A 23433-nucleotide genomic window follows, 5' to 3' on the forward strand; every position below is an offset into this window, starting at 1 on the left:
GGGTACGGCGGGATCGGCTGACGAAACCGCATCTCGCCGGGCAAGACCGTCCCGCCACGGGGCCGCTGGCCGGGTCGCCACCGTAGCCATCCGTTGGGAGTAATATATTTCGCATCGAGAAGGCCGTCCTTGCCGGGACGGCCTGTTTTTTGCCCCCAAAGATCCGCATGCCCGCCAATGACTCTCAGACGACGCCGGCCGGCGTCTCGCTCACCCCCACCGAGGTCAAGTCGATCCTCTCCGGCCTGCTGCTCATCATGTTTCTGGGCTCGCTCGACCAGACCATCGTCGCGCCCGCCCTGCCGACCATCGCCCGAGACCTCGGTAGCTTCGACGCCGTGTCGTGGGTCGTCACCGCGTATCTGCTCTCGTCCACGGCCATTACCCCCATCGTCGGCAAGCTCTCCGATCTGCTCGGACGGCGCGTCGTCATCGCCGTGAGCGTGGCCGTTTTCCTCGTGGGGTCGGTGCTGTGCGCGCTGGCGCCGAGCATGCTCGCGCTGATCGTCGCGCGCGGCGTGCAGGGGCTAGGCGGCGGCGGTCTCATCGCGCTGTCCAATACCGTGATCGCGGATATCGTCTCGCCGCGCGAGCGTGGCCGATATCAGGGATATATCTCCGGCATGTTCGCCGTCTCCGGCGTGGCGGGGCCCATCACCGGCGGAGTATTCGCCCAGTACCTGAACTGGACCCTCATCTTCTGGATCAATCTCCCGCTCGGTCTGCTCGCCATCTACCTGAGCGACCGCGCGCTGCGCCACCTGCCCCGTCGCGAGGGCAAGCCGAGCATCGACTATCTCGGGTCGGCGCTGCTCATCGCCGCGACCGTCTGCCTGCTGCTGGCGCTCACCTGGGGCGGACATCGCTACGACTGGGTGTCGATGCCCATTGCAGGCCTGCTCGCCGCGAGCGTGATCGTGGGGGCGATCTTCCTGCGTCACCAGCGTGCGGTGCGCGAGCCATTGCTACCGGTGGCGTTGCTTGCCAACCCGGTGTTCCGGATGACATCGACGATGGCCGTGCTCGTGATGATGGTCAACATCAGCATCGGGATCTACGTGCCGCTATATCTTCAGTTGCAGCGCGGCGAATCGGCTAGCCGTTCGGGGCTGATGCTGATCCTGCCGCTGCTGGGCATCGTGGTGGGGGCGCTCAGCGCGGGGCATTACATGCGCGCGACGGGGCATTACAAGCGTCCGCCACAGATTGGCCTGCCGGTGGCGTTGCTGGGACTGACGACGATTGCGCTCGGCGTGCAGTCACTGCCGCTCTGGGTCGTGGGGCTGTGTCTCGGACTGGTGGGGATCGGCTTCGGCTCGGCCATGCCGGTGATGACCGTGGCGACGCAAAATGCCGTCGCGCCGCGCGACATCGGCATTGCGACGGCCGCACACGCATTCTTCCGGGCGCTCGGCGGGATGATCGGCGTCGCAATGTTCGGCGCGCTCATCGTCGGGCTGTTGGTCTCGGCAGACGGCGGCGCACCGCGCGAACTGACCGACTTCCTTCGCCCAGGCGGCGCACCGCCCGGGATGGAAGATCATGTACGGCTCGCCTTCGGTGCCTTCTTCGGCGGTAGCGCCCTCATTGCCGCGCTGGCCATCGTCGCGCTCGGCCGCTTGCCGGAACTGCCGTTGCGTCAGAGTTCGGGGAACGAAGCAACGGCCATCGAATGACGATGCGAGCCTGACGGCTCGCTCACCAGCCATTTACGCGCTCGCGCAGGCCCGATAGTGACGGTTGGCCAGTTCCATCTGCTCGAGCCCCTCGAAGAGTTGCGCCAGCGCGAGATGCACGCGCTGCTGCAGATGCCGGTCGTCGGTATGACGCAGTGCCCCTTCGAGGAACGTCTGCGCCTTGCCCCACAGCCGCTGGTGCTGGCACAGCTTGCCCAGGGCGAAGAGCAGATCGGGATCGTTCGGATGTCGCTGCTGCCACGCCTCGGCCTTCTGGATGAGCGGCAGGGCATCGCCGCCGGCACAATCGGCATAGCGGCGCAGCAGACGTGGGTCCCAGTGCTCGGCCAGCGCGGCCTCGACGATATCGCGCGCCTCGCGCAGGCGGTCGAGCGAAATCAGCAACTCCGCCGCGACATCGGCAATCCGCGCCGACGTGCGCGCATCGGCCGGCAATTCGTTCCAGCACTTGAGCAGCGCGTCGGCATCGTGGCGGTGATCGCGCAGAATGCCCTCGCTGGCCGTCTGCTTGAGCTTGGCCGCCAACGCCGGATGCAGCGCTTCGCGCTTTTCCAGCACCTTGAGCAGCGCCAGGACCTCGGGCCAATGCTTCAGGTGTTGATGTGCCCGCAAGGCGACCAACTGCGCCTGCATGCGGCGCGCGCCCTGCGCCCGCATCTCGGTCAGGGCTTCGAGCGCCCCTTCCGCATCACGGGTATCGACGCGCAACTCCGCCGTCTGCAACAGACGCGCCTCTTCGAGGTTCGCCCCCTGCGCCTCGGCCAGCCAGCTGTCGCGACGCGCAAACTCGCGCATACGATGCGCCGCGCGCGCCCCGATGATCGCCGCCACGCCACGATTGTCCTCTTGCTCGGCGGCTTCGCGCGCCGCTTTCTCCGCCCGCGTGTAGCGTCCCGCGAAGAGATTCGCCACGGCATCGCGCAACGCGATGTTCGCGCGACGGCTGCGTTGGCGATTGCGGTAAGCGGCCACGCGCTCCGGCATCTTGTAGATGTTACGCAGAATACGAATGACGACGTACAGCGCAACGAACAAGGCCAGCAACGCCAACACAAAAAGATTCAGCGATACGTCAACACGGTACGGTGGCACGAGCATCACCACCTGCCCGTGATTGAACGTCGCCAGCACGGCAAAGCCGGCCGCGACCGCGAACAGGAGCGTCAACCAGATCAGTCCTCGCATGCCGGCTCCTTAGGGCTTGTCCTTGACGTCCTTGACCTGACCGATGGCGGTCAGGCTGGCGTCAAGGGTCGGCAGTTCGATCGTGCGCGAGCCCGCGTCGACCTGGTCGAGCAACGTTTTCACGGCGGCGATGCGACGCGACTTGGCGTCGAAATACTTGTCAAGCGCGGCCTGCGCGACCACCACGTCGCTATGCACAGCTGACGCGTTGCGCGCAAGCAGCGCCAGACGCGCATTGAGCAGGCGCAGCTTGAGATTCGCCCGCAGGAACGCGCCCTGCTCCGGCGCCACGAGCATGACGTCCGGGTCGTCCAACCGGCGGACCTGCACCAGTTGCTTGAGGCTGCCCAGCATCTCCGAGGACAGGCGATGCCACGTCGCGATCCAGCCCGCTTCGCTCACGCTGCCCGCACCGGCCGCGCCCCCCGCCGCCGACGTCGGGTCGACGCGCCGCTCCTCGGCCTGCAACGGCAACGTGTCGACCATGGCAATCGCCTGATCGAGCTTGCCGGTCAGTTGCGGCAAATCGGCCGCCGGCACGGCCTTGAGCCGGTCGATGTCCTTCTTCAACGCGTCGCGCACGCCTGCGAGCTGCGGTGCGCCGGAGCGTGCCAGGCGAGCGTCGGCACCCTCCAGCGCAATCAGCGCGCCGCGAACGTTGCCGGTGAGCTGCAATTGTTGATTCGCACTCGTGACGATCTGCTCGGTCTCGGCGAGTACCCATTCGTCTCGGTTGTGCGCCAGATCCTGATAGAGCTGTTCGAGTGCGGCCTGCTGGCTGCGCGAATCGGACACTCGCCCTTCGAGCGCCGTGAGCCGATTTTGCAGATCGCGCTGATTGTCGAGCGCCTGCGCCGTTCGCACCTGCGCCTGCATGACCTGTGCATCGCCCGTCTGCTGACGGCGCGCCATTTCCTGCTGCACGCGGTCGAGCTTCTGGTTCAGCGACCAGCCGCCGATGCCGGCCCCGGCCGACACAAGCACGAAGAGCAGCCAGGGCAACGCGGCCCCCGACCCTCGACGCCGAGGCGGCGGCTCGGGCGGCTGCCATGCGGGCGGGCTACCCGTCGTGCCATAGGGAGCACCGCCGGCCGTGGTTGCATTCGACGCCGCCGGGCCGGTCGACGCCGACGGGTTCTGGGAAGACTCGGGAACGCGATTATCTGTCGTCATGCTTTGACTTGAATGGGATCCGCCCATGTTTTGAGTGCCGCCAACAAGTTCTCGTCGCCGGGCGCGCATTGCGTAATCCTATCAAACCCCGCAGCCCGCGCGGCATCTGCGATGCGCACATGCGACGTAAAGCACCGCGCCGCCAGGATTTGCGCCAGCACCTGCGGGGTGCCCGGCGTGTGAATGCCATCGCGCGTGCCGTAGCGCGCAGCGAGCTGTGTGGCCAGATGACGCACCGCCTCGGAACTGGTCAGCACCCAGGCGCAACGCTCGGGCGAAGCCAGCCGGGCTTCCAGCGCGGCCCACGCGGCGGCGTCCGGCGCGGGCGCCCGGCGCGTGTAGGCACTGACGAGGTCCACCTGCGCGCCACCGGCGCGCAACGTGTCGGCCAGCAGTTCGCGGCCGCCGTCGCCCCGCACGATTAATACGCGGCGTCCTGCCAGCGAAGCGAGGTCGAGTTGCGCGAGGAGCGCTTCCGAGTCGAAACGCGCCGCCGGACCGCCCGGCGGCACGATCACCCGATGTCGTGGCGCGGCGATGCCCGCGTCGGCCAGCGCCTGCGCACTCCCTGGGCCGACCACGGCCACCGGCAATGCCGCGGGCCACAAGTCGCCCACGTGGGTACCGACATCGGTGAGGTCGTCGCTCGTTCGATGATCGAGGGATGCCAGAAGCGCCAGCCGAGCCAGGCCATGCGTCACCGCGTTGGGCGAGACGAACACCGCCAGCGCGTAGGACGCCAGCGAGCGCAATGCGCGATCAAGCGCCGCCAATGTATCTGGGTCGGCCTGCGCGGCAATGTGCAGCAGCGGGAATGCGAGCGTGTCGATGCCTTCTGCGCGCAACGCGCGGGCAAGTGCATGGGCTTGTCCGTCGGGGCGCGTCAGGATGGCGCACGGCGAGCGAGGCGACATTGCCCCACCGGCAAGGCGCCCGCAGACGGACGCTGGCGCAACGCCAGCGGCGGGCGGCAAGACCGGCGCGCGCGGGCTCAAGTGGGAGGATCCTTGGGCTCGGGCGGCGGCACCAGTGCCAGGCCTCCCGCATCGATCAGTTCCTGCGCGACCCGCTTCCCGAGCGCCTCGGCGCCGGCCACATCGCCTTCGGCGACATTGGCCGTGCCCTGAGCGCGAAGCACCGTCGCGCCGTCCGTCGACGCAATGAAAGCGCGCAGTGCCAGGTCGCCCTGCGGCGTAAATTCGGCAAACGCGCCCAGCGGCACCTGGCACGAGCCCCCCAGCGCACGCGACACGGCGCGCTCGGCGCTCACGGCCAGCGTGGTGTGGCCGTGGTGAAGTGCACCGAGCCATTGCAGGATTTCGGGACGTCCCGCGCGCACTTCGATGCCCAGCGCGCCCTGCCCGGCGGCCGGCAGGCTCACCTCCGGCGCGAGCGTGGCGCGAATGCGCTCGCCCAATCCCAGGCGTTTGAGACCGGCCGCCGCAAGAATGATCGCGGCGAAATCGCCCCGGTCGAGCTTGCCCAGACGCGTATCGAGGTTGCCCCGCAACGGCGCCACCTTCAGATGCGGATACCGGGCACGCAAACTCACTTCACGGCGCAGGCTCGACGTGCCGACCACCGCCCCGGCGGGCAATGCCTCGAGACTGTCGTAGTCGTTACTCACGAAGGCGTCGCAGGGATCCTCGCGCTCGAGCACGGCGGCCAGCGTGAAGCCGTCGGGCAATTGCATCGGCACGTCCTTGAGCGAATGGACGGCGAGATCGGCGCGTCCATCGGCCAGGGCAAGTTCGAGTTCCTTAACGAAAAGCCCCTTGCCGCCGACCTTCGCGAGCGAGCGATCGAGAATTTGGTCACCGCGAGTGGTCATTCCGAGGATACTCACGCGACACTGCGGATATAATTTGTGCAGCGCGTCACGCACGTGTTCGGCTTGCCACATGGCGAGCCGGCTCTCGCGCGAAGCGATTACCAGGGTTTCAGGAGCAGCGAAGTTCATTCAGCAACCGCGTGAAGACCAAAAGAAAAAATGGTAACACGCTTGACCGGCCCGAACGGCGGGTCGTGAGAGGAGCGACATGAAGAGCAGCGCAAAGGTAAAAGCCCCGCAAGAGGGCCTCGCCAAGTCGGTCGGCAAGATTTCCCCCGCGAAAGCAGCAGCCGCGGCCCCATCCACTTCCCGCCAGGTGGCGGTTGGGCCGGCCAAGGGCAAGGCCCGCCGCTCGCGCGAAGACAAGGACGCCCCGCTGCGCGAGGACATCCGCTTCCTGGGCCGTCTGTTGGGCGACGTGCTGCGCGAGCAACAAGGCAGCGACGCGTTCGATCTGGTCGAGACCATTCGGCAGAATGCGGTGCGCTTTCACCGGGAAGGCGACCGTAGCGCCGCGAAGGCGCTCAACAGCCTGCTCAACGGCCTGACCAATGAGCAAGCCATTCAGGTCGTGCGCGCGTTCAGCTACTTCTCGCACTTGGCCAATATCGCCGAGGACCGCCATCACAACCGCCGCCGCCGCGTGCATGCGCTCGCCGGTAGCCGCGCCCAGCCGGGCAGCCTGCGCGCCGCCCTGCAAAGTCTGAAAGATGCCGGCCTCGCCGATCCTGCCACGCTCCAGGCGTTCTTCGCAAGCGCGCTCATCGTGCCGGTGCTCACCGCCCACCCGACCGAAGTCCAGCGCAAGAGCATTCTCGACGCCGAGCGCGAAATCGCCCGTCTGCTCGCGAATCGCGACGACGCCCTCACCGAGCGTGAGGCCTCGCGCAACACGGAATCGATGCGCGCCTACGTCACCACGCTCTGGCAGACGCGCATGCTGCGCAGCTCGCGCCTGACGGTGGCCGATGAAATCGAGAACGCACTGTCTTACTACCGCAGCACGTTCCTCTCCGAGATTCCCGCCCTGTACGACGACGTGAGCGCCGAGCTTCACGACGCCGTGCCCGCCGTGCGCGCCGAAGGCCTCGGCCGCTTCCTGCAAATGGGTAGCTGGATCGGCGGCGATCGCGACGGCAACCCGAACGTCACGGCGCAAACGCTGCAACTGGCCATCACGAGCCAGGCCACCGAGATCTTCGCGCACTACCTCGAACAGGTGCACTTGCTGGGCGCGGAGTTGTCCGTCTCGCAATTGCTCGCCGGCTCCAGCGACGCGCTGCTCACGCTCGCGCGCCGCTCGCCCGACGACTCGCCGCACCGCACGGACGAGCCCTATCGCCGCGCCCTCATCGGCGTGTACGCGCGTCTGGCCGCCACGGCGCGCGAGTGGGTCGGCCATGTGCCGCACCGCGTCGCGGTCGGTCGCGCCAGCCCGTATCTCGACGCGAGCGAATTCATCTCGGATCTGAATACGGTCGTCGCGTCGCTCATGGCGCATCATGGCGGCGCCCTGGTCGCCCAGCGCCTCGGGCCGCTCGTGCGTGCCGCCGAAGTGTTCGGCTTCCATCTGGCCAGCATCGACCTGCGCCAGAGTTCGGACATTCACGAGGCCGTCATCGCCGAGCTGTTCGCCAAGGCGGGCATCGAAGCCAATTACGCGAAGCTCGACGAAGACCAGAAGCTCGCCCTGCTGCTGCGCGAACTGCGCGAGCCGCGCCCGCTGTTCTCGCCTTATCTCGACTACTCGCAGCGCACCCGCGACGAGCTGGCGGTGTTTGCCGCGGCGCGCGACATCCGCGCCCGCTTCGGACCGCGCGCGGTGCGCAATTACATCATTTCGCATACGGAAACCGTGAGCGATCTGGTGGAAGTCATGCTGCTGCAAAAGGAGACCGGCCTCTTCCAGGGGGCGCTGGGTAGCAACGGCGCGAAGGCCATCGAGCCCAAGGTCGGTGCGATGGTCATCCCGCTGTTCGAAACGATTGCCGACTTGCGCAATGCGCCGGTCATCATGCGCGCGTTCTTCGACATTCCCGGCATGTCCGAGGTGGTCACGCAGCAAGGCGGCGAGCAGGAAGTCATGCTCGGCTACTCCGACAGCAACAAGGACGGCGGCTTCCTCACGTCGAACTGGGAGCTGTACAAGGCCGAACTCGCGCTGGTGCATCTGTTCGAGGAGAAAGGCATTCGCCTGCGACTGTTCCACGGCCGCGGCGGCACTGTGGGGCGTGGCGGCGGCCCGACCTATCAGGCCATCCTGTCGCAACCGCCGGGCACGGTGAAGGGGCAGATTCGTCTGACCGAGCAAGGCGAGATCATTGCGAGCAAGTTCGCCAACCCGGAGATCGGGCGGCGCAACCTGGAGACCATCGTGGCGGCCACGCTCGAAGCCACGCTGCTGCCGAGCCGCAACCAGCCGCCGCGTCTGGCCGCGTACGAACAGGTCATGCAGACACTCTCGGACACGGCCTTCGCCGCGTATCGCGACCTCGTCTACGAGACGCCGGGCTTCACCGACTACTTCTTCTCGGCCACCCCGATCGCGGAAATCGCCGAGCTCAACATCGGCTCGCGTCCCGCCTCGCGCAAGTTCTCGGATCCGAAGAATCGTCGTATCGAAGACCTGCGCGCGATTCCGTGGGGCTTCTCGTGGGGCCAGTGCCGTCTGCTCATCACCGGCTGGTACGGCTTCGGCAGCGCCGTGCAGGCATTTCTCGACGGCGGGCAAGGCAAAGCCGCGAAGGCCGACGCCGAAGGTCGTGAAAAGCGTCTCGATACCTTGCGCCAGATGGTCAAGCGCTGGCCGTTCTTCGCGACGCTGCTCTCGAACATGGACATGGTGCTCGCCAAGACCGACCTGGCCGTGGCGTCGCGTTATGCCGAACTGGTCCCGGACGAAAAGCTGCGCAAGCGCGTGTTCAATCGCATCGTTGCCGAATGGCAGAGCACCTCGCAGGCGCTCGCGCTCATCACCGGTCACGAAGAACGACTGGCGGACAACCCGCTGCTCGCCCGCTCGATCAAGAACCGCTTCCCCTACCTCGATCCGCTCAACCACTTGCAAGTCGAGTTGTTGCGCCGGCATCGTGCGGGGGAATCGGACGAGCGCGCCCGACGTGGCATCCACCTGTCCATCAACGGCATTGCCGCCGGGCTGCGCAACACGGGCTGACGTCCTCGCGGCGTGGCGCCGCCGCGCCGGCTCCGCAGTCCGCGGGGCCGGCGCACAACGTCGATGGGCCGGAAACGCCATCTTGGCCGCGCGCTACTCTGCTTGAGATTCTCCCCAACGACAGTGGATCGATAGAACGGTATATTTCGGAAATTCGATTCGATGGCTGCTGGGGGGCCCATCCATCATGCAATCCGATTCCAACGCAGTATCCGCGCGAGGTACCCGCTTACGACGGGTCTCCAGACGCCTCACGGCCACCGCGCTTGGCCTGATTTGCGCAGGCGCGCAGGCGGATCCGGCCATCCAGATGTCACCACACAACGCCAGCACCAGCCTCTCCTCATCCGCATCCGCGCCCGCGCCCGCGCCCGTTTCGCATGCACTCGCTGCGGCGCCGCACGGCGTGCGCGGTTTGGCCGTACGCCTCGTCTCGCAAACGCTCGCGACGTCGCCCGCCAGTCCACCCAAGCCGCTGCCGATCGTCGATCCCGTGCTCGACCCGCTGATGCACGGCATTCTGGAGCGGCTGGCGATCAGCGAAGCGGTTGCGCGGACCAAATACACGTCAGGCAAGCCGGTGCAGGACACCCCGCGCGAGCAGGCATTGCTTGACGGCATGGGAGACCGGGCCACCCAGTACGGCCTGACGCCCGCGCAGGCGCGCACGTTCTTCCGTCTGCAGATCGAGGCGGGCAAGCTGGTGCAGACGGCCTTGCTGGCACGCTGGAAGCGCGAAGGCAGCGCGCCCGGGGAGCCGGTCGATCTGGCCACGCGTTTGCGCCCGGCGCTCGACCGGCTCGGCACTTCACTCATGCGCGATCTCGGTCGCCTGTGCGCATTGCCCGACGATCCATCGCGCATGGCGCGCATTCACCACGCCCGCGAGCGGATCGCCAGGGCGGCGAAGCTCGAAGCGCTGCAACGTGCGGCGTTCGACGAGGCGACCTCGGGACTGTGCCTGTCGGCGCCGCCGCGCGTCTGGACGCTGTCGATGACGCACTGACCGGCACGCGCTGGCCCGGCCGCGCTCGACGCTGCGCGGACCGAAGCACCCTGCCCTGAGTGCTGTCGATGCGGCGCAGGCTGGGGCGCGCTGGACCCGCCGTCGGCCGAGTCGATGGGCCAACGCCGGGGTTGTATAATCCCGGTTTGCCGTGCTCCGCCACGGTCCGCTTCCATCTGCCCCCGATGGGCCTCGATTAGCCAAGCTACGACAATGACCTCCCAACTCCACAAGAAAGGCGAAGCCTGGTCGGCCCGCTTTTCCGAACCCGTTTCCGAACTCGTCAAGCGCTATACGGCGTCGGTCTTTTTCGACAAGCGCCTGGCGCTGTTCGACATCGAAGGGTCGCTCGCCCATGCCGATATGCTTTCGGCGCAAGGCATCATCAGCGCCCAGGATCTGGCCGACATCCAGCGCGGCATGACGCAGATTCGCGGCGAGATCGAGCGTGGCGAGCTCGAGTGGCAACTGGATCTCGAAGACGTTCACCTGAACATCGAAGCGCGCCTGACCGCCCTCATTGGCGATGCCGGCAAGCGCCTGCACACCGGCCGCTCGCGTAACGATCAGGTGGCGACCGACATCCGACTGTGGCTGCGCAGCGAAATCGATCGCATCGGCAATCACCTCGGCGACCTGCGCCGGGCATTGCTGGATCTGGCCGATCAGCACAGCGCCACGATTCTGCCGGGCTTCACTCACCTGCAAGTCGCACAACCGGTGACGTTCGGTCATCACCTGCTGGCTTACTTCGAGATGTTCAGCCGCGACGCGGAACGCATGCTCGACGTGCGCCGCCGCGTGAACCGGCTGCCGCTGGGCGCTGCGGCGCTCGCCGGCACGAGTTATCCGATCGATCGGGAACGGGTCGCGGCGACGCTTGGCTTCGAAGAAGTCTGCGCGAACTCGCTCGACGCCGTATCGGATCGCGACTTCGCGATCGAATTCACGGCCGCCGCCGCGCTCGTGATGACGCACATCTCGCGCTTCTCGGAGGAGTTGGTGCTGTGGATGAGCCCGCGCGTGGGCTTCATCGATCTGGCCGACCGCTTCTGTACCGGCAGCTCGATCATGCCGCAGAAGAAGAACCCGGACGTGCCCGAACTCGCGCGCGGCAAGACCGGTCGCGTCAACGGTCACCTGATCGCGCTGCTCACGCTGATGAAGGGGCAGCCGCTCGCGTACAACAAGGACAATCAGGAAGACAAGGAACCGCTGTTCGACACGGTCGACACCGTGATCGACACGCTGCGCATCTTCGCGGACATGGTGCCGGGCATCAAGGTACGCGAAGCCAATATGCGCAACGCCGCGCTGCAAGGCTTCTCGACCGCCACCGATCTGGCCGACTACCTCGTCAAGAAGGGTCTGCCGTTCCGCGACGCCCACGAAATCGTGGCGCATGCCGTGAAGATCTGCTCGGATCGCGATATCGATCTGGCCGACCTGTCGCTCGCCGAGTTGCAGAAGTTCTCGCCGCTCGTCGGTGAGGATGTCTTCGATTGCCTGACGCTCGAAGGCTCGGTCGCAAGCCGTAACCACATCGGCGGCACCGCGCCCGCCCAAGTGCAACGCGCCATCGCCGCCGCACGCACGAAGCTCGCCAAGTAAGTCGGCCCGGCCAGGTCGTTCGACCTGGCGGGCGCCAACGAAAATGCCACCCGGATGGGTGGCATTTTTCATGCGCGCGAGATGGACGTACGCGCGGGATCACGCCCCTCGCATCAGAACAGCGGCAGCGACAGGAACCCCTTGATGATGATCGCGTTGAGGATGTCGATGAAGAACGCCCCCACCATCGGCACGATCAGGAATGCAATGTGCGACGGGCCGAAGCGCTCGGTCACCGCCTGCATGTTGGCGATGGCCGTCGGCGTCGCACCCAGCCCGAATCCGCAGTGGCCCGCCGCGAGCACGGCCGCATCGTAGTTGCGTCCCATGACGCGGAACGTGACGAAGATCGCATAAGCCGCCATCGCGACCGCCTGCACAACGAGAATCACGATCATCGGCAGCGCCAGCGTCGAGAGATCCCACAGACGCAGGGTCATGAGCGCCATCGCCAGAAAGAGCGAGAGACTCACATTGCCAAGCACCGACAGCGAGCGCTCAAACACCTCGTAGCCCACGAGCGACAGCAAATTGCGCACAACGACACCGCTAAACAGCACGCACACGAATGTCGGCAATTCGAAGGCCGTGCCCGCCAGCCAGCGCGCAATGACCTCGCCGCCCAGCAAACAGATGGCAATCATCGCGACCGTTTCGATCAGCGCCTGCGCGGTGATCAACCGCACCGTGTGCGGCTGCTCGAAGCCCTCCGGCGTGGTCTGTTGCGCCGCGGCGGCGCCCGGCACGTTGGTGCCAAGACGCCCCACCAGGTAACGCGCGACCGGCCCGCCCAGCAACCCGCCGAACACCAGCCCGAAGGTGGCGCAAGCCATCGCGATTTCCAGTGCCGACTGCACACCATAGCGCGCGGTCAGCGTGTCACCCCATGCCGCGCCCGTGCCGTGTCCGCCCGCCAGCGTAATCGACCCGCCCAACAAACCGACGCCCGGCGCCAGCCCCATCATGGACGCAAGGCCCACGCCGATCGCGTTCTGTACGATCAGCATGCCCGCCACCACGCCAAGGAACAGCACCAGGCGACGCCCGCCGGCCTTCAGGCTCGCTAGATTGGCCGACAGCCCGATGGTCGCGAAAAAGGCGAGCATGAGCGGCGTTTGCAGCGACGTGTCGAACTTCAACTCAACCTGCCCGAACTGGCGCAGCGCCAACGCGCCCACGGCCACCAGCAGGCCAGCCGCCACGGGTTCAGGAATGCTGTAGGTGCGCAGCGGCCCAATCCATTCGACCAGCTTGCGCCCAAGCAACAACACCAACGTGGCACAGACAAGTGTGCCGTAGGTGCTGAACTCCAGTTGTCCGGTTTCCATGAATCCTCCCGCTCGAAAAAAGTGCGTCGAGTGTAGCAACCGATTCAGTCCGAATTAACGGGAAATCACCCAAATTGGCGCAGTTCGAGCCAAACCACAAATCGGGCATGCCGCGCCACATTTCAACGATCGCCGGACATCTTCCACCATTCACGGCCAACTTCACAGATTAATCTACGCATCTTGCGTCAGGCGACGCCCAGCAACGCTCACTACGCGAAATGCGCCCGGCAAAAACGGGCGTATAAGGCGCGACGCCACGCGTTGGGCATCCGCATGCCGACTTCGCTGAAACAAAAAAGCCCCGTGCTTTCACACGGGGCCGGATGTCGCCTCAGGCGCGGTCGCGTCGCTTACTGGCGCACGCAATCCACAAAATACTCGGGGCGTCCGTCCACTTCCTCGACGACCAGACCGTGGATATCGGTATGGAAGCCCGGGAAGCGTTCGTTGAAGTCACGCGCGAAACGCAGATACTCGATGATCGCGGCGTTGAAGCGTTCGCCGGGAATCAACAACGGAATACCCGGCGGATACGGCGTGAGCAACACGCTCGTCACGCGCCCTTCGAGCTCGTCGATGGGCACCCGGTCGATCTGGCGGTGCGCCAGCTTCGAGAACGCGTCGGTCGGCTTCATCGCGGGCTGCATGTCCGAGAGGTACATCTCGGTGGTCACGCGCGCCACGTCGTTCGCCTTGTACACGCTGTGGATCTGATCGCACAGATCGCGCAGCCCGATGCGCTCGTAGCGCGGGAACTGCGCCACGAACTCCGGCAGCACGCGCCAGAGCGGGCGGTTGTGATCGTAATCGTCCTTGAACTGCTGCAGCTCGGTCACCATCGAATTCCAACGGCCCTTGGTGATGCCGATGGTAAACATGATGAAGAACGAATAAAGCCCGGTCTTCTCGACGATGATGCCGTGTTCGGCAAGGTACTTGGTGACGATGGCCGCGGGAATGCCGCTCTCGCCAAACTCGCCGTCCACGTCCAACCCCGGCGTGATGATCGTCGCCTTGATCGGATCGAGCATGTTGAAGCCGTCGGCCAGATCGCCGAAGCCGTGCCAACGCTCGTTGGCACGCAGCACCCAGTCGTCGCGCTGAATCGTGCCCTCGTCGCCCAGATGCTCCGGGCCCCAGACCGAGAACCACCACGAATCGCCATACTCGGCCGCCACCTTGCGCATGGCGCGGCGGAAGTCGAGCGCCTCGACGATCGACTCTTCCACCAGCGCCGTGCCGCCCGGCGGCTCCATCATCGCAGCCGCCACGTCGCACGACGCGATGATCGCGTACTGCGGCGAGGTCGACGTGTGCATCAGGTACGCCTCGTTGAAGCGATACGTGTCGAAGGTTCGCGCTTCCGATTCCTGCACCACGATCTGCGACGCTTGCGAAATACCGGCGAGCAACTTGTGCGTGGAGTGCGTGGCGTAGACCGTAGCCTCAGCCGAGCGCGGACGCCCTTCGCCGATCGCGTGCATGTCGCGATAGAACTCGTGGAAAGCCGCGTGCGGCAGCCAGGCTTCATCGAAGTGCAACGTGTCGATGTTGTTGCCCAGCAATTCCTTGATCATCTCGACGTTGTAGATGACGCCGTCATAGGTGCTCTGCGTGATCGTGAGAATGCGCGGCTTGGCATTCGGATCGCGTTCGAGCACTTCGCGCGCGAACGGGTTCGCTTCGATCTTGGCGCGAATGACTTCCGGCTCGAATTCCGACTTCGGGATCGGACCGATGATGCCGAGGTGGTTGCGCGTCGGCGTGAGGAACACCGGCACGGCGCCCGTCATCGTGATCGCGTGCAGGATTGACTTGTGGCAGTTGCGGTCGACCACGACGATGTCGCCCGGCGCCACGGTGGCATGCCACACGATCTTGTTCGAGGTCGACGTGCCGTTCGTCACGAAGAACAGATGATCCGCGTTGAAAATGCGCGCCGCATTGCGCTCCGACGCGCCCACCGGGCCGTTGTGGTCAAGCAACTGACCCAACTCTTCCACGGCGTTGCACACGTCCGCGCGCAACATGTTCTCACCGAAGAACTGGTGGAACATCTGGCCCACCGGGCTCTTGAGAAACGCCACGCCGCCCGAGTGGCCCGGGCAGTGCCACGAATAGGAACCGTCGGCCGCATAGTGCGTGAGCGCGCGGAAGAACGGCGGCGGCAGCGAGTCGAGGTACGACCTGGCTTCACGGATGATGTGACGCGCCACGAACTCCGGCGTGTCTTCGAACATGTGAATGAAGCCGTGCAGCTCGCGCAGGATGTCGTTCGGAATGTGGCGCGACGTGCGCGTCTCGCCGTACAGGAAAATCGGAATGTCCGGGTTGCGACGGCGCACTTCCTGCACGAACGCGCGCAGGTTGATGATGGCCAGCGCCAGCTCGCCCTCGCCTTCACCGCCCGCTTCGCTCGAAAACGTGCCGAACTCGTCGTCGTCGATGGACAGGATGAAACTCGATGCGCGGCTCGCCTGTTGCGCAAACGAAGTCAGGTCACCGTAGCTCGTGAGACCGTTGACCTCCATGCCCTCGGCTTCGATGGCCTCCGCCAAGGAGCGAATCCCGGATCCGGAAATGTTTTCGGAGCGGAAGTCTTCGTCGATGATGACGATCGGAAAACGGAATTTCATTGGCGTTCCTTCGACAAAAGAACGAGCCACGGTCCGACATGGCCGTGGCTCTTGGGCAGTGCGACGTTGCGGGTGCTCACCGGTGGCGAGTCAAGCCTGCGCAGGCTAGGTTTTCGGCAGCGTGACGCCACGCTGTCCCTGGTACTTCCCGCCGCGATCCTTGTACGACGTCTCGCAGACTTCGTCGGATTCGAAGAACAGCACCTGAGCCACGCCCTCATTGGCGTAGATCTTGGCCGGCAGCGGCGTGGTGTTCGAGAATTCCAGCGTCACATAGCCCTCCCATTCGGGCTCGAACGGCGTCACGTTCACGATGATGCCGCAACGGGCATACGTCGATTTGCCGAGACACACGGTGAGTACGTTGCGCGGAATACGGAAGTACTCGACGGTGCGCGCAAGCGCGAACGAGTTCGGCGGAATGATGCAGACATCGCCGGAGAAGTCGACGAACGACTTTTCGTCGAAGTTCTTCGGATCGACAATCGTCGAGTTGATGTTCGTGAAGATCTTGAATTCAGCCGCACAGCGAATATCGTAGCCGTAACTCGACGTGCCATAGCTGACGATCTTCTGCCCGTCCTGGGATTGCCGGACCTGCGACGGCTCGAAGGGCTCGATCATGCCGTGCGCCTCGGCCATACGCCGGATCCATTTGTCGGACTTGATGCTCATGTGTGGGCCTGAATGGGCGTGGTACGTGAAAAATTGGGCGTATTTTACGCGATTGTTGCGGTGCGGTGAGGTTTTCACGCGCACCGCGCCGCACGGGGCTCCCCGGGCCCCTGTGCGCCGTCCTTACGTGTTCTGAACGACGATCGACGGGAACTTGCTCGTCATGTCCTTCTGACGCGCCGCGATCTTCACCGCCATCTTGCGGGCAATGGCCTTGTAGAGCGCCGCGACCCGGCCGTCCGGGTCGCCCACCACGCTCGGCATGCCGGCGTCGGCGTGCACGCGGATACTCATCTCCAACGGCAGCTTGCCCAGCAGCTCGACGTCGAAATCGTGGCTCATGCGTTCGCCGCCGCCCACGCCGAAAATCGGCTCTTCATGTCCACAGTTCGAGCAGATGTGCAGACTCATGTTCTCGATGAGACCGAGGATCGGCACGCCGACCTTCTCGAACATCTTGAGACCCTTGCGGGCGTCGAGCAGCGCCAGGTCCTGCGGCGTGGTGACGATGACCGCGCCCGTGACGGGCACCTTCTGCGCGAGCGTGAGCTGGATGTCGCCCGTGCCCGGCGGCATGTCGACGATCAGGTAGTCGAGGTCGTGCCAATTCGTCTGGTTGAGCAGCTGTTCGAGCGCCTGCGTGACCATCGGGCCGCGCCAGACCATCGGATTGTCCGGCTCGATCAGGAAGCCGATCGAGCTGGCTTGCAGGCCGTGCGCCGTCATCGGTTCGAGCGTCTTGCCGTCTTTCGACTCGGGTTTGCCGTGAATGCCCAGCAGCGTGGGTAGCGACGGACCGTAGATGTCGGCGTCGAGAATGCCGACGGTGGCCCCCTCGGCCACCAGCGCCAGCGCCAGATTCACGGCCGTGGTGCTCTTGCCCACGCCGCCCTTGCCCGACGCCACCGCCACGATGTTCTTCACGTTCGGCAGGAGCTTCACCCCGCGCTGCACCGCATGCGCCACGATCTTCTGGCTGATGTCGACCGCCACGCGTTCGACACCGGGCAGCTTGCCCACGGCATCGGTAATGCGCGTGCGCATCGCCTCGAACTGGCTCTTCGCCGGATAGCCGAATTCGATCTGGATACCGACGTGACCATGCTCGGCCACGACCTGCTTCACATACTTTCCGGCAATCAGGTCGAGCCCCGTGTCGGGATCGACGATGCCACGCAGCACTTCATTGATTTGGGCGACTTCCATTTGGGTCTCTCGCTCTGTCGAGGCGCGCCGGGAAAGCCCCGGCAAGCGCTAACAACTTGTAACATCCGTGGCGCACGCTCTCGATTAGCATGCGAGGCGCGCGTGTTATGGGGAACCCGCCGGCATGGCAATCTGTCCTTGCCTGCGGTTGACACTCAGCGCTATTGTAAAAGACCGCGCGCCGGCAGGTTCAAAACCCCTGCGACGCACGCGTGCTTCGGCGAAGTGCTCACGCGTTGTTTCACGACTGCTAGCTAATCGATAAGGAGCCTCACATGAATAAGAACTCTCTGCGCGCTTGCGCGCTCGTCCTGACCGCCGCCGCCATGCTGGCCGGTTGCCAGACGCCGCAGGGCACGAACACGGCGGTCGGCACCGGTGTGGGTGCGGCAGTGGGCGCAGGACTGGGCAACCTCATCGGAGGCAACACGACAGGCACGCTGATCGGCGCCGCCGTGGGTGCCGCCGCTGGCGGCGCGACGGGGTATAACTGGAGCGCGATCAAGAACACCTTGGGCGGCCACACGGCCGGCACGGGCACCACGATCTCCGAGCAGCCGGACGGCTCGCTCAAGGTCGCCGTCCCGAGCGACGTGACGTTCGACACCGGCCGCGCCGACATCAAGCCGAACTTCCGCGCCGTGCTCGACGACGTTGCCGCGTCGCTCAACCAGAATCCGGGGATTACGGCCAACATCGTCGGCCATACGGACAGCACGGGCGGCGATCGCATCAACATCCCGCTGTCGCAAAACCGCGCGTCCAACGTGATCCAGTATCTGAACAGCCGTGGTATCGCGATGAACCGCATGAGCGGCACGGGCGTCGGTTCGAGCCAGCCGGTCGCCTCGGATGCCACCGCCGCCGGCCGTGCGCAGAACCGTCGCGTCGAAATCCTGCTGCACGCACCGCGCGGCTGAACGCCTCGCGATTCGCTTTCTGCCCCCCGCTTTCTGCCTGATGGGGCATTGGGATTTCGCCGCACAATCGCAGGTCCGGTCCGCCGGGCCTGCGTTCTGCCGACGCACCCGAGCAGCATGCTGCGACGCACCATCGAAAATCGGCACCTCAGTTGAACTAAACCCGTGTCACATCGCTCAGACCCTTCGGAAGTGCTGACTGTGGGCGCTTCCATCTCCTCTTTGTTATTGACGTTACGTGTGCCTAGTTAAGCCGGAACCTGGTTCCGGCTTTTTTTTGGCCGCGCCACGGACGCAGTCGCCATCTTCCACGACGGCCCTGCACCGGCCACCTCCCGCCCGACCGGATGCGTCGGCCGAGTCGGCCGGTTGGGCGTCAACCGGCCCCGCCTGCTAGAATCGTCCTTTCCCGGTTCCCTCAGAGCACAGTCGATCCTCATGTCCCGCCGCATTCTTGTCACCTCCGCCCTGCCGTACGCCAATGGCCAGATTCACATCGGCCATTTGGTCGAATACATCCAGACCGACATCTGGGTACGGTTCATGCGGATGCAGGGCCATGAGGTCTACTACGTCGGCGCGGACGACACGCACGGCACGCCCGTCATGCTGCGCGCCGAGAAGGAAGGCCTCACCCCCAAGCAATTGATCGAACGCGTCTGGAAGGAACACAAGCGCGACTTCGACAGCTTCGGCGTCTCGTTCGATAACTACTATTCGACGGATTCCGAGGAAAACCGCGAATTGTCCGAAGGCGTCTATCTCGCCCTCAAGGCGCAGGGTCTGATCGAAGCCCGCGATATCGAACAGGCGTATGACCCGGTCAAGGAAATGTTCCTGCCGGATCGCTTCATCAAGGGCGAGTGTCCGAAATGCGGCGCCAAGGACCAGTACGGCGATTCGTGCGAGGTCTGCGGCTCGACTTATGCGCCGACCGACCTGCTCAACCCGTATTCGGTCGTCTCGGGCGCCACGCCGGTGCGCAAGACGTCCACGCATTACTTCTTCAAGCTCTCGGACAAGCGCTGCGAGCAGTTCCTGCGCAAGTGGGTGGCCGGCCTCGCACAACCCGAAGCCGCCAACAAGATGAAGGAATGGCTCGGCGAAGACGGCGAGTCCACGCTGGCCGATTGGGACATCTCGCGCGACGCGCCCTACTTCGGCTTCGAGATCCCGGGCGCTCCGGGCAAGTATTTCTACGTGTGGCTCGATGCGCCGGTCGGCTATTACGCCAGTTTCAAGAACCTGTGCGCGCAGCGCGGCCTGAACTTCGACGAATGGGTCAAGCCGGGTTCCACGACCGAGCAGTACCACTTCATCGGCAAGGACATCCTGTACTTCCACACGTTGTTCTGGCCGGCGATGCTCGAGTTCTCGGGCCATCGCACGCCAACCAACGTGTTCGCCCACGGCTTCCTGACGGTGGACGGCCAGAAGATGTCGAAGTCGCGCGGCACGTTCATCACGGCGCAAAGCTTCATCGACACCGGCCTCAATCCGGAATGGCTGCGTTACTACATCGGCGCCAAGCTGGGCAACACGATGGAAGACCTCGACCTGAACCTCGACGATTTCATCGCTCGCGTGAACAGCGACCTGGTGGGCAAGTACGTGAATATCGCCAGCCGCGCGGCGGGCTTCCTTCTCAAGCGCTTTGACGGTCGCGTGTCGCCGGACGCCATGCAGGCGCCACTGCTGGGGCAACTGCGCGCGGTTGCCCCGCAAATCGCTGCGCACTACGAAGCGCGCGAGTTCGGCAAGGCGCTGCGTCTGGTGATGGAACAGGCCGACGCCGTGAACGGTTACGTCGACACGGTCAAGCCGTGGGATCTGGCAAAGGATCCGGCGCAGGCCGGCGCGCTGCACGAGGCCTGCTCGGTCTGCCTCGAGGCGTTCCGCTTGCTCACGCTGTACCTCAAGCCCGTGCTGCCTGTGACGGCCGAGGCCGTGGAGCGCTTCCTGAACATCGCGCCGCAAGCGTGGCAGGACGTGAGCCGCCCGCTCACCGCCGACACGGCGATCTCCGCCTACAAGCATTTGATGACGCGCGTCGAAGGCAAGCAGGTTGAAGCGTTGCTCGCGGCCAACCGCGACTCGCTGCAAGCGGCCGCACCGGTGGCCGAGGCGGCAGCGGCGAAGGGCAAGGACAAAGCCGCCAGGACGTCGGAGAAGGCCGAGAAGGCCGAGAACGGCGCGCAAGCCGGGGTCATCAACATCGACGACTTCGCCAAGATCGATCTGCGCATCGCGCGCATCGTCGATTGCAAGGCGGTCGACGGGTCGGACAAGCTGCTGCAACTCACGCTCGACGTGGGCGAAGCGCAAACGCGTAACGTCTTCTCCGGGATCAAGTCCGCATATCCGCAGCCCGAAGCGCTGGTGGGCAAGCTCACGGTGATGGTCGCCAACCTCGCGCCGCGCAAGATGAAGTTTGGTCTGTCCGAAGGCATGGTGCTCGCCGCCTCGGCCGCCGACGAGAAAGCCGAACCGGGCCTCTACATCCTCGAGCCGCACGACGGCGCGAAGCCCGGCATGCGCGTGAAGTAAAGCATCAACGTCCCGCCCGGAAACGCCAGCGCCGTCGCACGACAACCGCCGGCGCTGCCCACCGAAAACACCCCGAATGCCAGACCGCTCGTCTGGCGTTGGGGTGTTTTGTCTTGTAGCGACGACCTCGTCATCGGCGTGGCCGCCGATCCGGCTGCCGCCCTATCGCGACGCCGACACCAGCAGCAGCATCGGCCGCTCCAGTTCTTCGGCCAACGACGGCACCTCGCGAATCTGCGCGGCGGTCGGTGCGAACTCGTCGATCTTCAGAATCCGAAAGCCGGCGTCGACAAGCGTATTCACCGTTGTGGCAAGCGTGCGGTGGTACTTCAACACCCCCTTGGCAAACCAATCGGTCCGACGCGCCCCCTCGACCGCATAACCATTGACCGGCCACGTTTTGCGCCCGTCTTCGTCGGCGATCCACTGCGGATGGGCCGCCGCCATGAACACCGGATGTTCGATGGTGAAGACGAAATGTCCGCCGGGCGACAGTGCCTCGTGGATGGCGCGCACCAGACGCCCGAAGTCGAGCACATAGTGAAACGTCAGCGCGCTATAGGCCAGATCGAAGGCCGCGGGCGGCAGGTCGAGCGTATCGAGATCGGCGATGCGAAATGCAATCGCGGGATCGGACGTGTCGGCGCTCGCACGATCGATCATGTTCCGCGACAAGTCGAGTCCAAGCACTGAGGCCGCACCCTGTTCGCGCATCCAGCGCGAAGCCCAGCCAAAGCCGCAGCCGAGATCGACCACGCGCTTGCCGTGCAGGTCGGGCAGCATCGACTTGACGGCCGGCCATTCGGGCGCGCCGTCCAAACCCCACACCTGTCGAGGCAATTGGCTGTAACCGGCAAAAAAATCGGGATTGTCGTAGATGTTCTGGGCCATGAGATGCCTCCGAATGAATCGTTCGATGCGCCAGGGCGCCGGCGGCGCCTGGCATCGAATCTCTCACGAAGCATCCGGTGACATCAGGCCCGCGGGCTAGCGCAGATGATCCACCGGCAACGCGGTGGTGAATTTCACCGTTTCCATCGAAAAGCTCGCGCTGATGTCTTGCAGATCGGCCACGCGAATGAGCTTTTTGTAGAAACGGTCGTAGGCAGCGATGTCCGGCAGATACACCTTGAGCAGATAGTCGATCTCGCCCGCCATCCGGTGCATCTCGACAATTTCAGGCAATTCCCGTGCGCCTGCCACGAAGCGGACCATCCAGTCCTCGCTGTGCGCTGCCGCCTTGATGAACACGAACGCGGTGACGCGCAAATCGAGTTGCTGAGGATCGCACAGCGTGACCTGCCCCGTGATGACGCCGTTCTCGCGCAGGCGCTGCACGCGCCGCCAGCAGGGCGTGGGCGACAGATGCACGGCTTCCGCCAGTTCGCCCAACGAGCGCGAGGCATCGGCTTGCAGATTTTCGAGAATTGCGAGATCGGTTTTGTCCATGACAGCCACCAGAGAGGAAAATTTTTCCAAATCCTACGCCATTCGGCAAGAAATTTGAAACCCTTTACCTCTCGCTGGCACGTAAACTTCAGAAACATTCCGAAAACAGGCGGCATCATGAAAATCTTCACTCAGCATCCGGCCTCTGTCGGTGAAAATTACCTCCAACACATGGGGTCGGCACTGTCCTTCGCGCTGCCCTTGCTGGGCGCATGTCTGGCGTGTCTCGTGCACGCACTGCTGCCGTTCCTGTTTGAGAAAACGGGCAGTCGAATCATCGTGCGCCTGCACGAACGCATGGTGACGCATCGCGACCGGCACGCCATGCCCGCGACGCCGTCCGAGAAGGCCGACGTCCCGCGATCGCAGGCAATGCCATAAAGCCGAGTCGCCGAGGCCGAGCGATCGGCCATCGCCTCGCCCCCGATCAGGGACGCTCCGACGCAGGATCCGCTGAGCGCGACGTGACCGTCACCCGGCCATCGGGGCCGAAGTGGGCGTTGAACATGCCCGCCGTGTTGACGCCGTCCTCAAGCCAGCGCCAGCTCCACACGGTCTCCTTCTTCAGTCGGTACTCCGCCACGGCCGTCGGCTTGCCGAGCAGGCGCCGCACATCGTCCTGCGACATGCCCGGGTGCACCTGTTCGAAGTTCTCGGGTGAGAGCGCCTGGATGACGCCACGCAGCTTCCCGTCAGGCGCGATGTCAACCATATAGGTCCGCAAGCCCCCCGGCGCACGCGGATACTCCAGCCGCCGTGAGCCGTCGTCGTTCTCCCAGACGATTTCCGGCTTGCCCATCTGCTCGCGCACCTGGGCTTCGGTCGTGACGCCCGGTGTGAGGTTGCGCAACAGCATGTCATCCGGCTTGATAGCGTTGACCGTATCGCGCGCTTTTTCACGCACCTTGTCGATCTGCTGCTGATCACAGCCGAACAAGCCCAACAGACTCGCGAACAATCCCATGGCGACTCCCGAACGAAGACCCCGGCG

General features: G+C 64.9%; 18 protein-coding genes. 7 read left to right on the forward strand and 11 right to left on the reverse strand.

The genetic code is table 11. From position 1 onward, the window contains the following. The first annotated feature begins 167 nt into the window (after positions 1-167). Positions 168-1676: an MDR family MFS transporter gene (locus PCE31107_RS20990; protein WP_130025234.1), complete on the forward strand. Its 1509-nt coding sequence runs from the start codon at positions 168-170 to the stop codon at positions 1674-1676. 33 nt (positions 1677-1709) lie between these two features. On the opposite strand, the gene PCE31107_RS20995 is transcribed toward PCE31107_RS20990, so the two are convergent. The 4 genes from PCE31107_RS20995 to hemC all read right to left on the reverse strand — a co-directional run bounded on the left by PCE31107_RS20995 (position 1710) and on the right by hemC (position 6015). Then, positions 1710-2882, reverse strand: coding sequence for a heme biosynthesis HemY N-terminal domain-containing protein (locus PCE31107_RS20995; protein ID WP_017235361.1), 1173 nt, complete (start codon positions 2880-2882; stop codon positions 1710-1712). A 9-nt stretch (positions 2883-2891) separates the two neighbouring features. Then, positions 2892-4055 (reverse strand): uroporphyrinogen-III C-methyltransferase, encoded by a 1164-nt coding sequence (locus tag PCE31107_RS21000; protein ID WP_174966749.1) that lies wholly within the window; start codon positions 4053-4055, stop codon positions 2892-2894. Next, entirely contained in the window at positions 4052-4969 is a 918-nt protein-coding gene (locus PCE31107_RS21005) for a uroporphyrinogen-III synthase (RefSeq protein ID WP_150610547.1), read from the reverse strand. Before PCE31107_RS21005 ends, PCE31107_RS21000 begins: the two co-directional genes overlap by 4 nt. A gap of 77 nt (positions 4970-5046) precedes the next feature. Then, positions 5047-6015 (reverse strand): hydroxymethylbilane synthase, encoded by a 969-nt coding sequence (hemC, locus tag PCE31107_RS21010; protein WP_150610548.1) that lies wholly within the window; start codon positions 6013-6015, stop codon positions 5047-5049. 79 nt (positions 6016-6094) lie between these two features. On the opposite strand from hemC, the gene ppc reads away from it, so the two are divergent. The 3 genes from ppc (at position 6095) to argH (ending at position 11678) form a co-directional block, all read left to right on the forward strand. Then, complete coding sequence (gene ppc, locus PCE31107_RS21015) at positions 6095-9061, forward strand: phosphoenolpyruvate carboxylase (RefSeq protein ID WP_246181919.1); 2967 nt, start codon at positions 6095-6097, stop codon at positions 9059-9061. Between the two features lie 310 nt (positions 9062-9371). Beyond that, entirely contained in the window at positions 9372-10067 is a 696-nt protein-coding gene (gene aroQ / locus PCE31107_RS21020; RefSeq protein WP_174966750.1) for a gamma subclass chorismate mutase AroQ, read from the forward strand. Between the two features lie 213 nt (positions 10068-10280). Next, a complete protein-coding gene (gene argH, locus PCE31107_RS21025; protein ID WP_150610550.1) occupies positions 10281-11678 on the forward strand; it encodes an argininosuccinate lyase in 1398 nt (465 codons plus the stop codon). Between the two features lie 113 nt (positions 11679-11791). Here the strand turns inward: argH and gltS are convergent, their stop codons facing one another. The 4 genes from gltS to apbC all read right to left on the reverse strand — a co-directional run bounded on the left by gltS (position 11792) and on the right by apbC (position 17571). Continuing rightward, positions 11792-13006 carry a sodium/glutamate symporter gene (gltS, locus tag PCE31107_RS21030; RefSeq protein ID WP_130025226.1) on the reverse strand — a complete coding sequence of 405 codons (1215 nt, stop codon included), beginning with the start codon at positions 13004-13006 and terminating at the stop codon, positions 11792-11794. Between the two features lie 353 nt (positions 13007-13359). Then, on the reverse strand, positions 13360-15645 hold the full coding sequence (locus PCE31107_RS21035) for an arginine/lysine/ornithine decarboxylase (RefSeq protein ID WP_150610551.1): 2286 nt from the start codon (positions 15643-15645) through the stop codon (positions 13360-13362). Between the two features lie 105 nt (positions 15646-15750). Then, positions 15751-16320, reverse strand: coding sequence for a dCTP deaminase (gene dcd, locus PCE31107_RS21040; protein WP_026132167.1), 570 nt, complete (start codon positions 16318-16320; stop codon positions 15751-15753). Positions 16321-16443: 123 nt separating this feature from the next. Further along, positions 16444-17571, reverse strand: coding sequence for an iron-sulfur cluster carrier protein ApbC (gene apbC / locus PCE31107_RS21045; protein ID WP_255501466.1), 1128 nt, complete (start codon positions 17569-17571; stop codon positions 16444-16446). A 230-nt stretch (positions 17572-17801) separates the two neighbouring features. Here apbC and PCE31107_RS21050 point away from each other — a divergent pair, with 230 nt between their 5' ends. Further along, complete coding sequence (locus tag PCE31107_RS21050; RefSeq protein WP_017235059.1) at positions 17802-18446, forward strand: YiaD family glycine zipper/OmpA-like lipoprotein; 645 nt, start codon at positions 17802-17804, stop codon at positions 18444-18446. Positions 18447-18884: 438 nt separating this feature from the next. Further along, positions 18885-20993: a methionine--tRNA ligase gene (gene metG / locus PCE31107_RS21055; protein WP_150610552.1), complete on the forward strand. Its 2109-nt coding sequence runs from the start codon at positions 18885-18887 to the stop codon at positions 20991-20993. Between the two features lie 162 nt (positions 20994-21155). Here metG and PCE31107_RS21060 read toward each other — a convergent pair whose 3' ends face one another. Next, entirely contained in the window at positions 21156-21884 is a 729-nt protein-coding gene (locus tag PCE31107_RS21060; RefSeq protein ID WP_130025223.1) for a class I SAM-dependent methyltransferase, read from the reverse strand. A 96-nt stretch (positions 21885-21980) separates the two neighbouring features. Further along, positions 21981-22442: an Lrp/AsnC family transcriptional regulator gene (locus PCE31107_RS21065; RefSeq protein ID WP_026132166.1), complete on the reverse strand. Its 462-nt coding sequence runs from the start codon at positions 22440-22442 to the stop codon at positions 21981-21983. A gap of 54 nt (positions 22443-22496) precedes the next feature. Between PCE31107_RS21065 and PCE31107_RS21070 the strand changes: the two genes are divergently transcribed. Continuing rightward, the gene (locus PCE31107_RS21070; protein ID WP_246181920.1) at positions 22497-22823 is read left to right on the forward strand and encodes a DUF6356 family protein; all 327 of its coding nucleotides are present in this window, start codon (positions 22497-22499) and stop codon (positions 22821-22823) included. A 46-nt stretch (positions 22824-22869) separates the two neighbouring features. Here PCE31107_RS21070 and bamE read toward each other — a convergent pair whose 3' ends face one another. Next, positions 22870-23406: an outer membrane protein assembly factor BamE domain-containing protein gene (gene bamE, locus PCE31107_RS21075; protein WP_150610571.1), complete on the reverse strand. Its 537-nt coding sequence runs from the start codon at positions 23404-23406 to the stop codon at positions 22870-22872. Positions 23407-23433 lie beyond the last annotated feature (27 nt).

Origin of the sequence: Pandoraea cepalis, from assembly GCF_902459625.1 — a bacterium.
Classification (GTDB): domain Bacteria; phylum Pseudomonadota; class Gammaproteobacteria; order Burkholderiales; family Burkholderiaceae; genus Pandoraea; species Pandoraea cepalis.

Excerpts from the sequence above, each read along its gene's own strand:
- PCE31107_RS20990 (WP_130025234.1), top strand. The coding sequence starts at position 168 with ATGCCCGCCAATGACTCTCAGACGACGCCGGCCGGCGTCTCGCTCACC.
- PCE31107_RS20995 (WP_017235361.1), bottom strand. The coding sequence starts at position 2,882 with ATGCGAGGACTGATCTGGTTGACGCTCCTGTTCGCGGTCGCGGCCGGC.
- PCE31107_RS21000 (WP_174966749.1), bottom strand. The coding sequence starts at position 4,055 with ATGACGACAGATAATCGCGTTCCCGAGTCTTCCCAGAACCCGTCGGCG.
- PCE31107_RS21005 (WP_150610547.1), bottom strand. The coding sequence starts at position 4,969 with ATGTCGCCTCGCTCGCCGTGCGCCATCCTGACGCGCCCCGACGGACAA.
- hemC (WP_150610548.1), bottom strand. The coding sequence starts at position 6,015 with ATGAACTTCGCTGCTCCTGAAACCCTGGTAATCGCTTCGCGCGAGAGC.
- ppc (WP_246181919.1), top strand. The coding sequence starts at position 6,095 with ATGAAGAGCAGCGCAAAGGTAAAAGCCCCGCAAGAGGGCCTCGCCAAG.
- aroQ (WP_174966750.1), top strand. The coding sequence starts at position 9,372 with ATGTCACCACACAACGCCAGCACCAGCCTCTCCTCATCCGCATCCGCG.
- argH (WP_150610550.1), top strand. The coding sequence starts at position 10,281 with ATGACCTCCCAACTCCACAAGAAAGGCGAAGCCTGGTCGGCCCGCTTT.
- gltS (WP_130025226.1), bottom strand. The coding sequence starts at position 13,006 with ATGGAAACCGGACAACTGGAGTTCAGCACCTACGGCACACTTGTCTGT.
- PCE31107_RS21035 (WP_150610551.1), bottom strand. The coding sequence starts at position 15,645 with ATGAAATTCCGTTTTCCGATCGTCATCATCGACGAAGACTTCCGCTCC.
- dcd (WP_026132167.1), bottom strand. The coding sequence starts at position 16,320 with ATGAGCATCAAGTCCGACAAATGGATCCGGCGTATGGCCGAGGCGCAC.
- PCE31107_RS21050 (WP_017235059.1), top strand. The coding sequence starts at position 17,802 with ATGAATAAGAACTCTCTGCGCGCTTGCGCGCTCGTCCTGACCGCCGCC.
- metG (WP_150610552.1), top strand. The coding sequence starts at position 18,885 with ATGTCCCGCCGCATTCTTGTCACCTCCGCCCTGCCGTACGCCAATGGC.
- PCE31107_RS21060 (WP_130025223.1), bottom strand. The coding sequence starts at position 21,884 with ATGGCCCAGAACATCTACGACAATCCCGATTTTTTTGCCGGTTACAGC.
- PCE31107_RS21065 (WP_026132166.1), bottom strand. The coding sequence starts at position 22,442 with ATGGACAAAACCGATCTCGCAATTCTCGAAAATCTGCAAGCCGATGCC.
- bamE (WP_150610571.1), bottom strand. The coding sequence starts at position 23,406 with ATGGGATTGTTCGCGAGTCTGTTGGGCTTGTTCGGCTGTGATCAGCAG.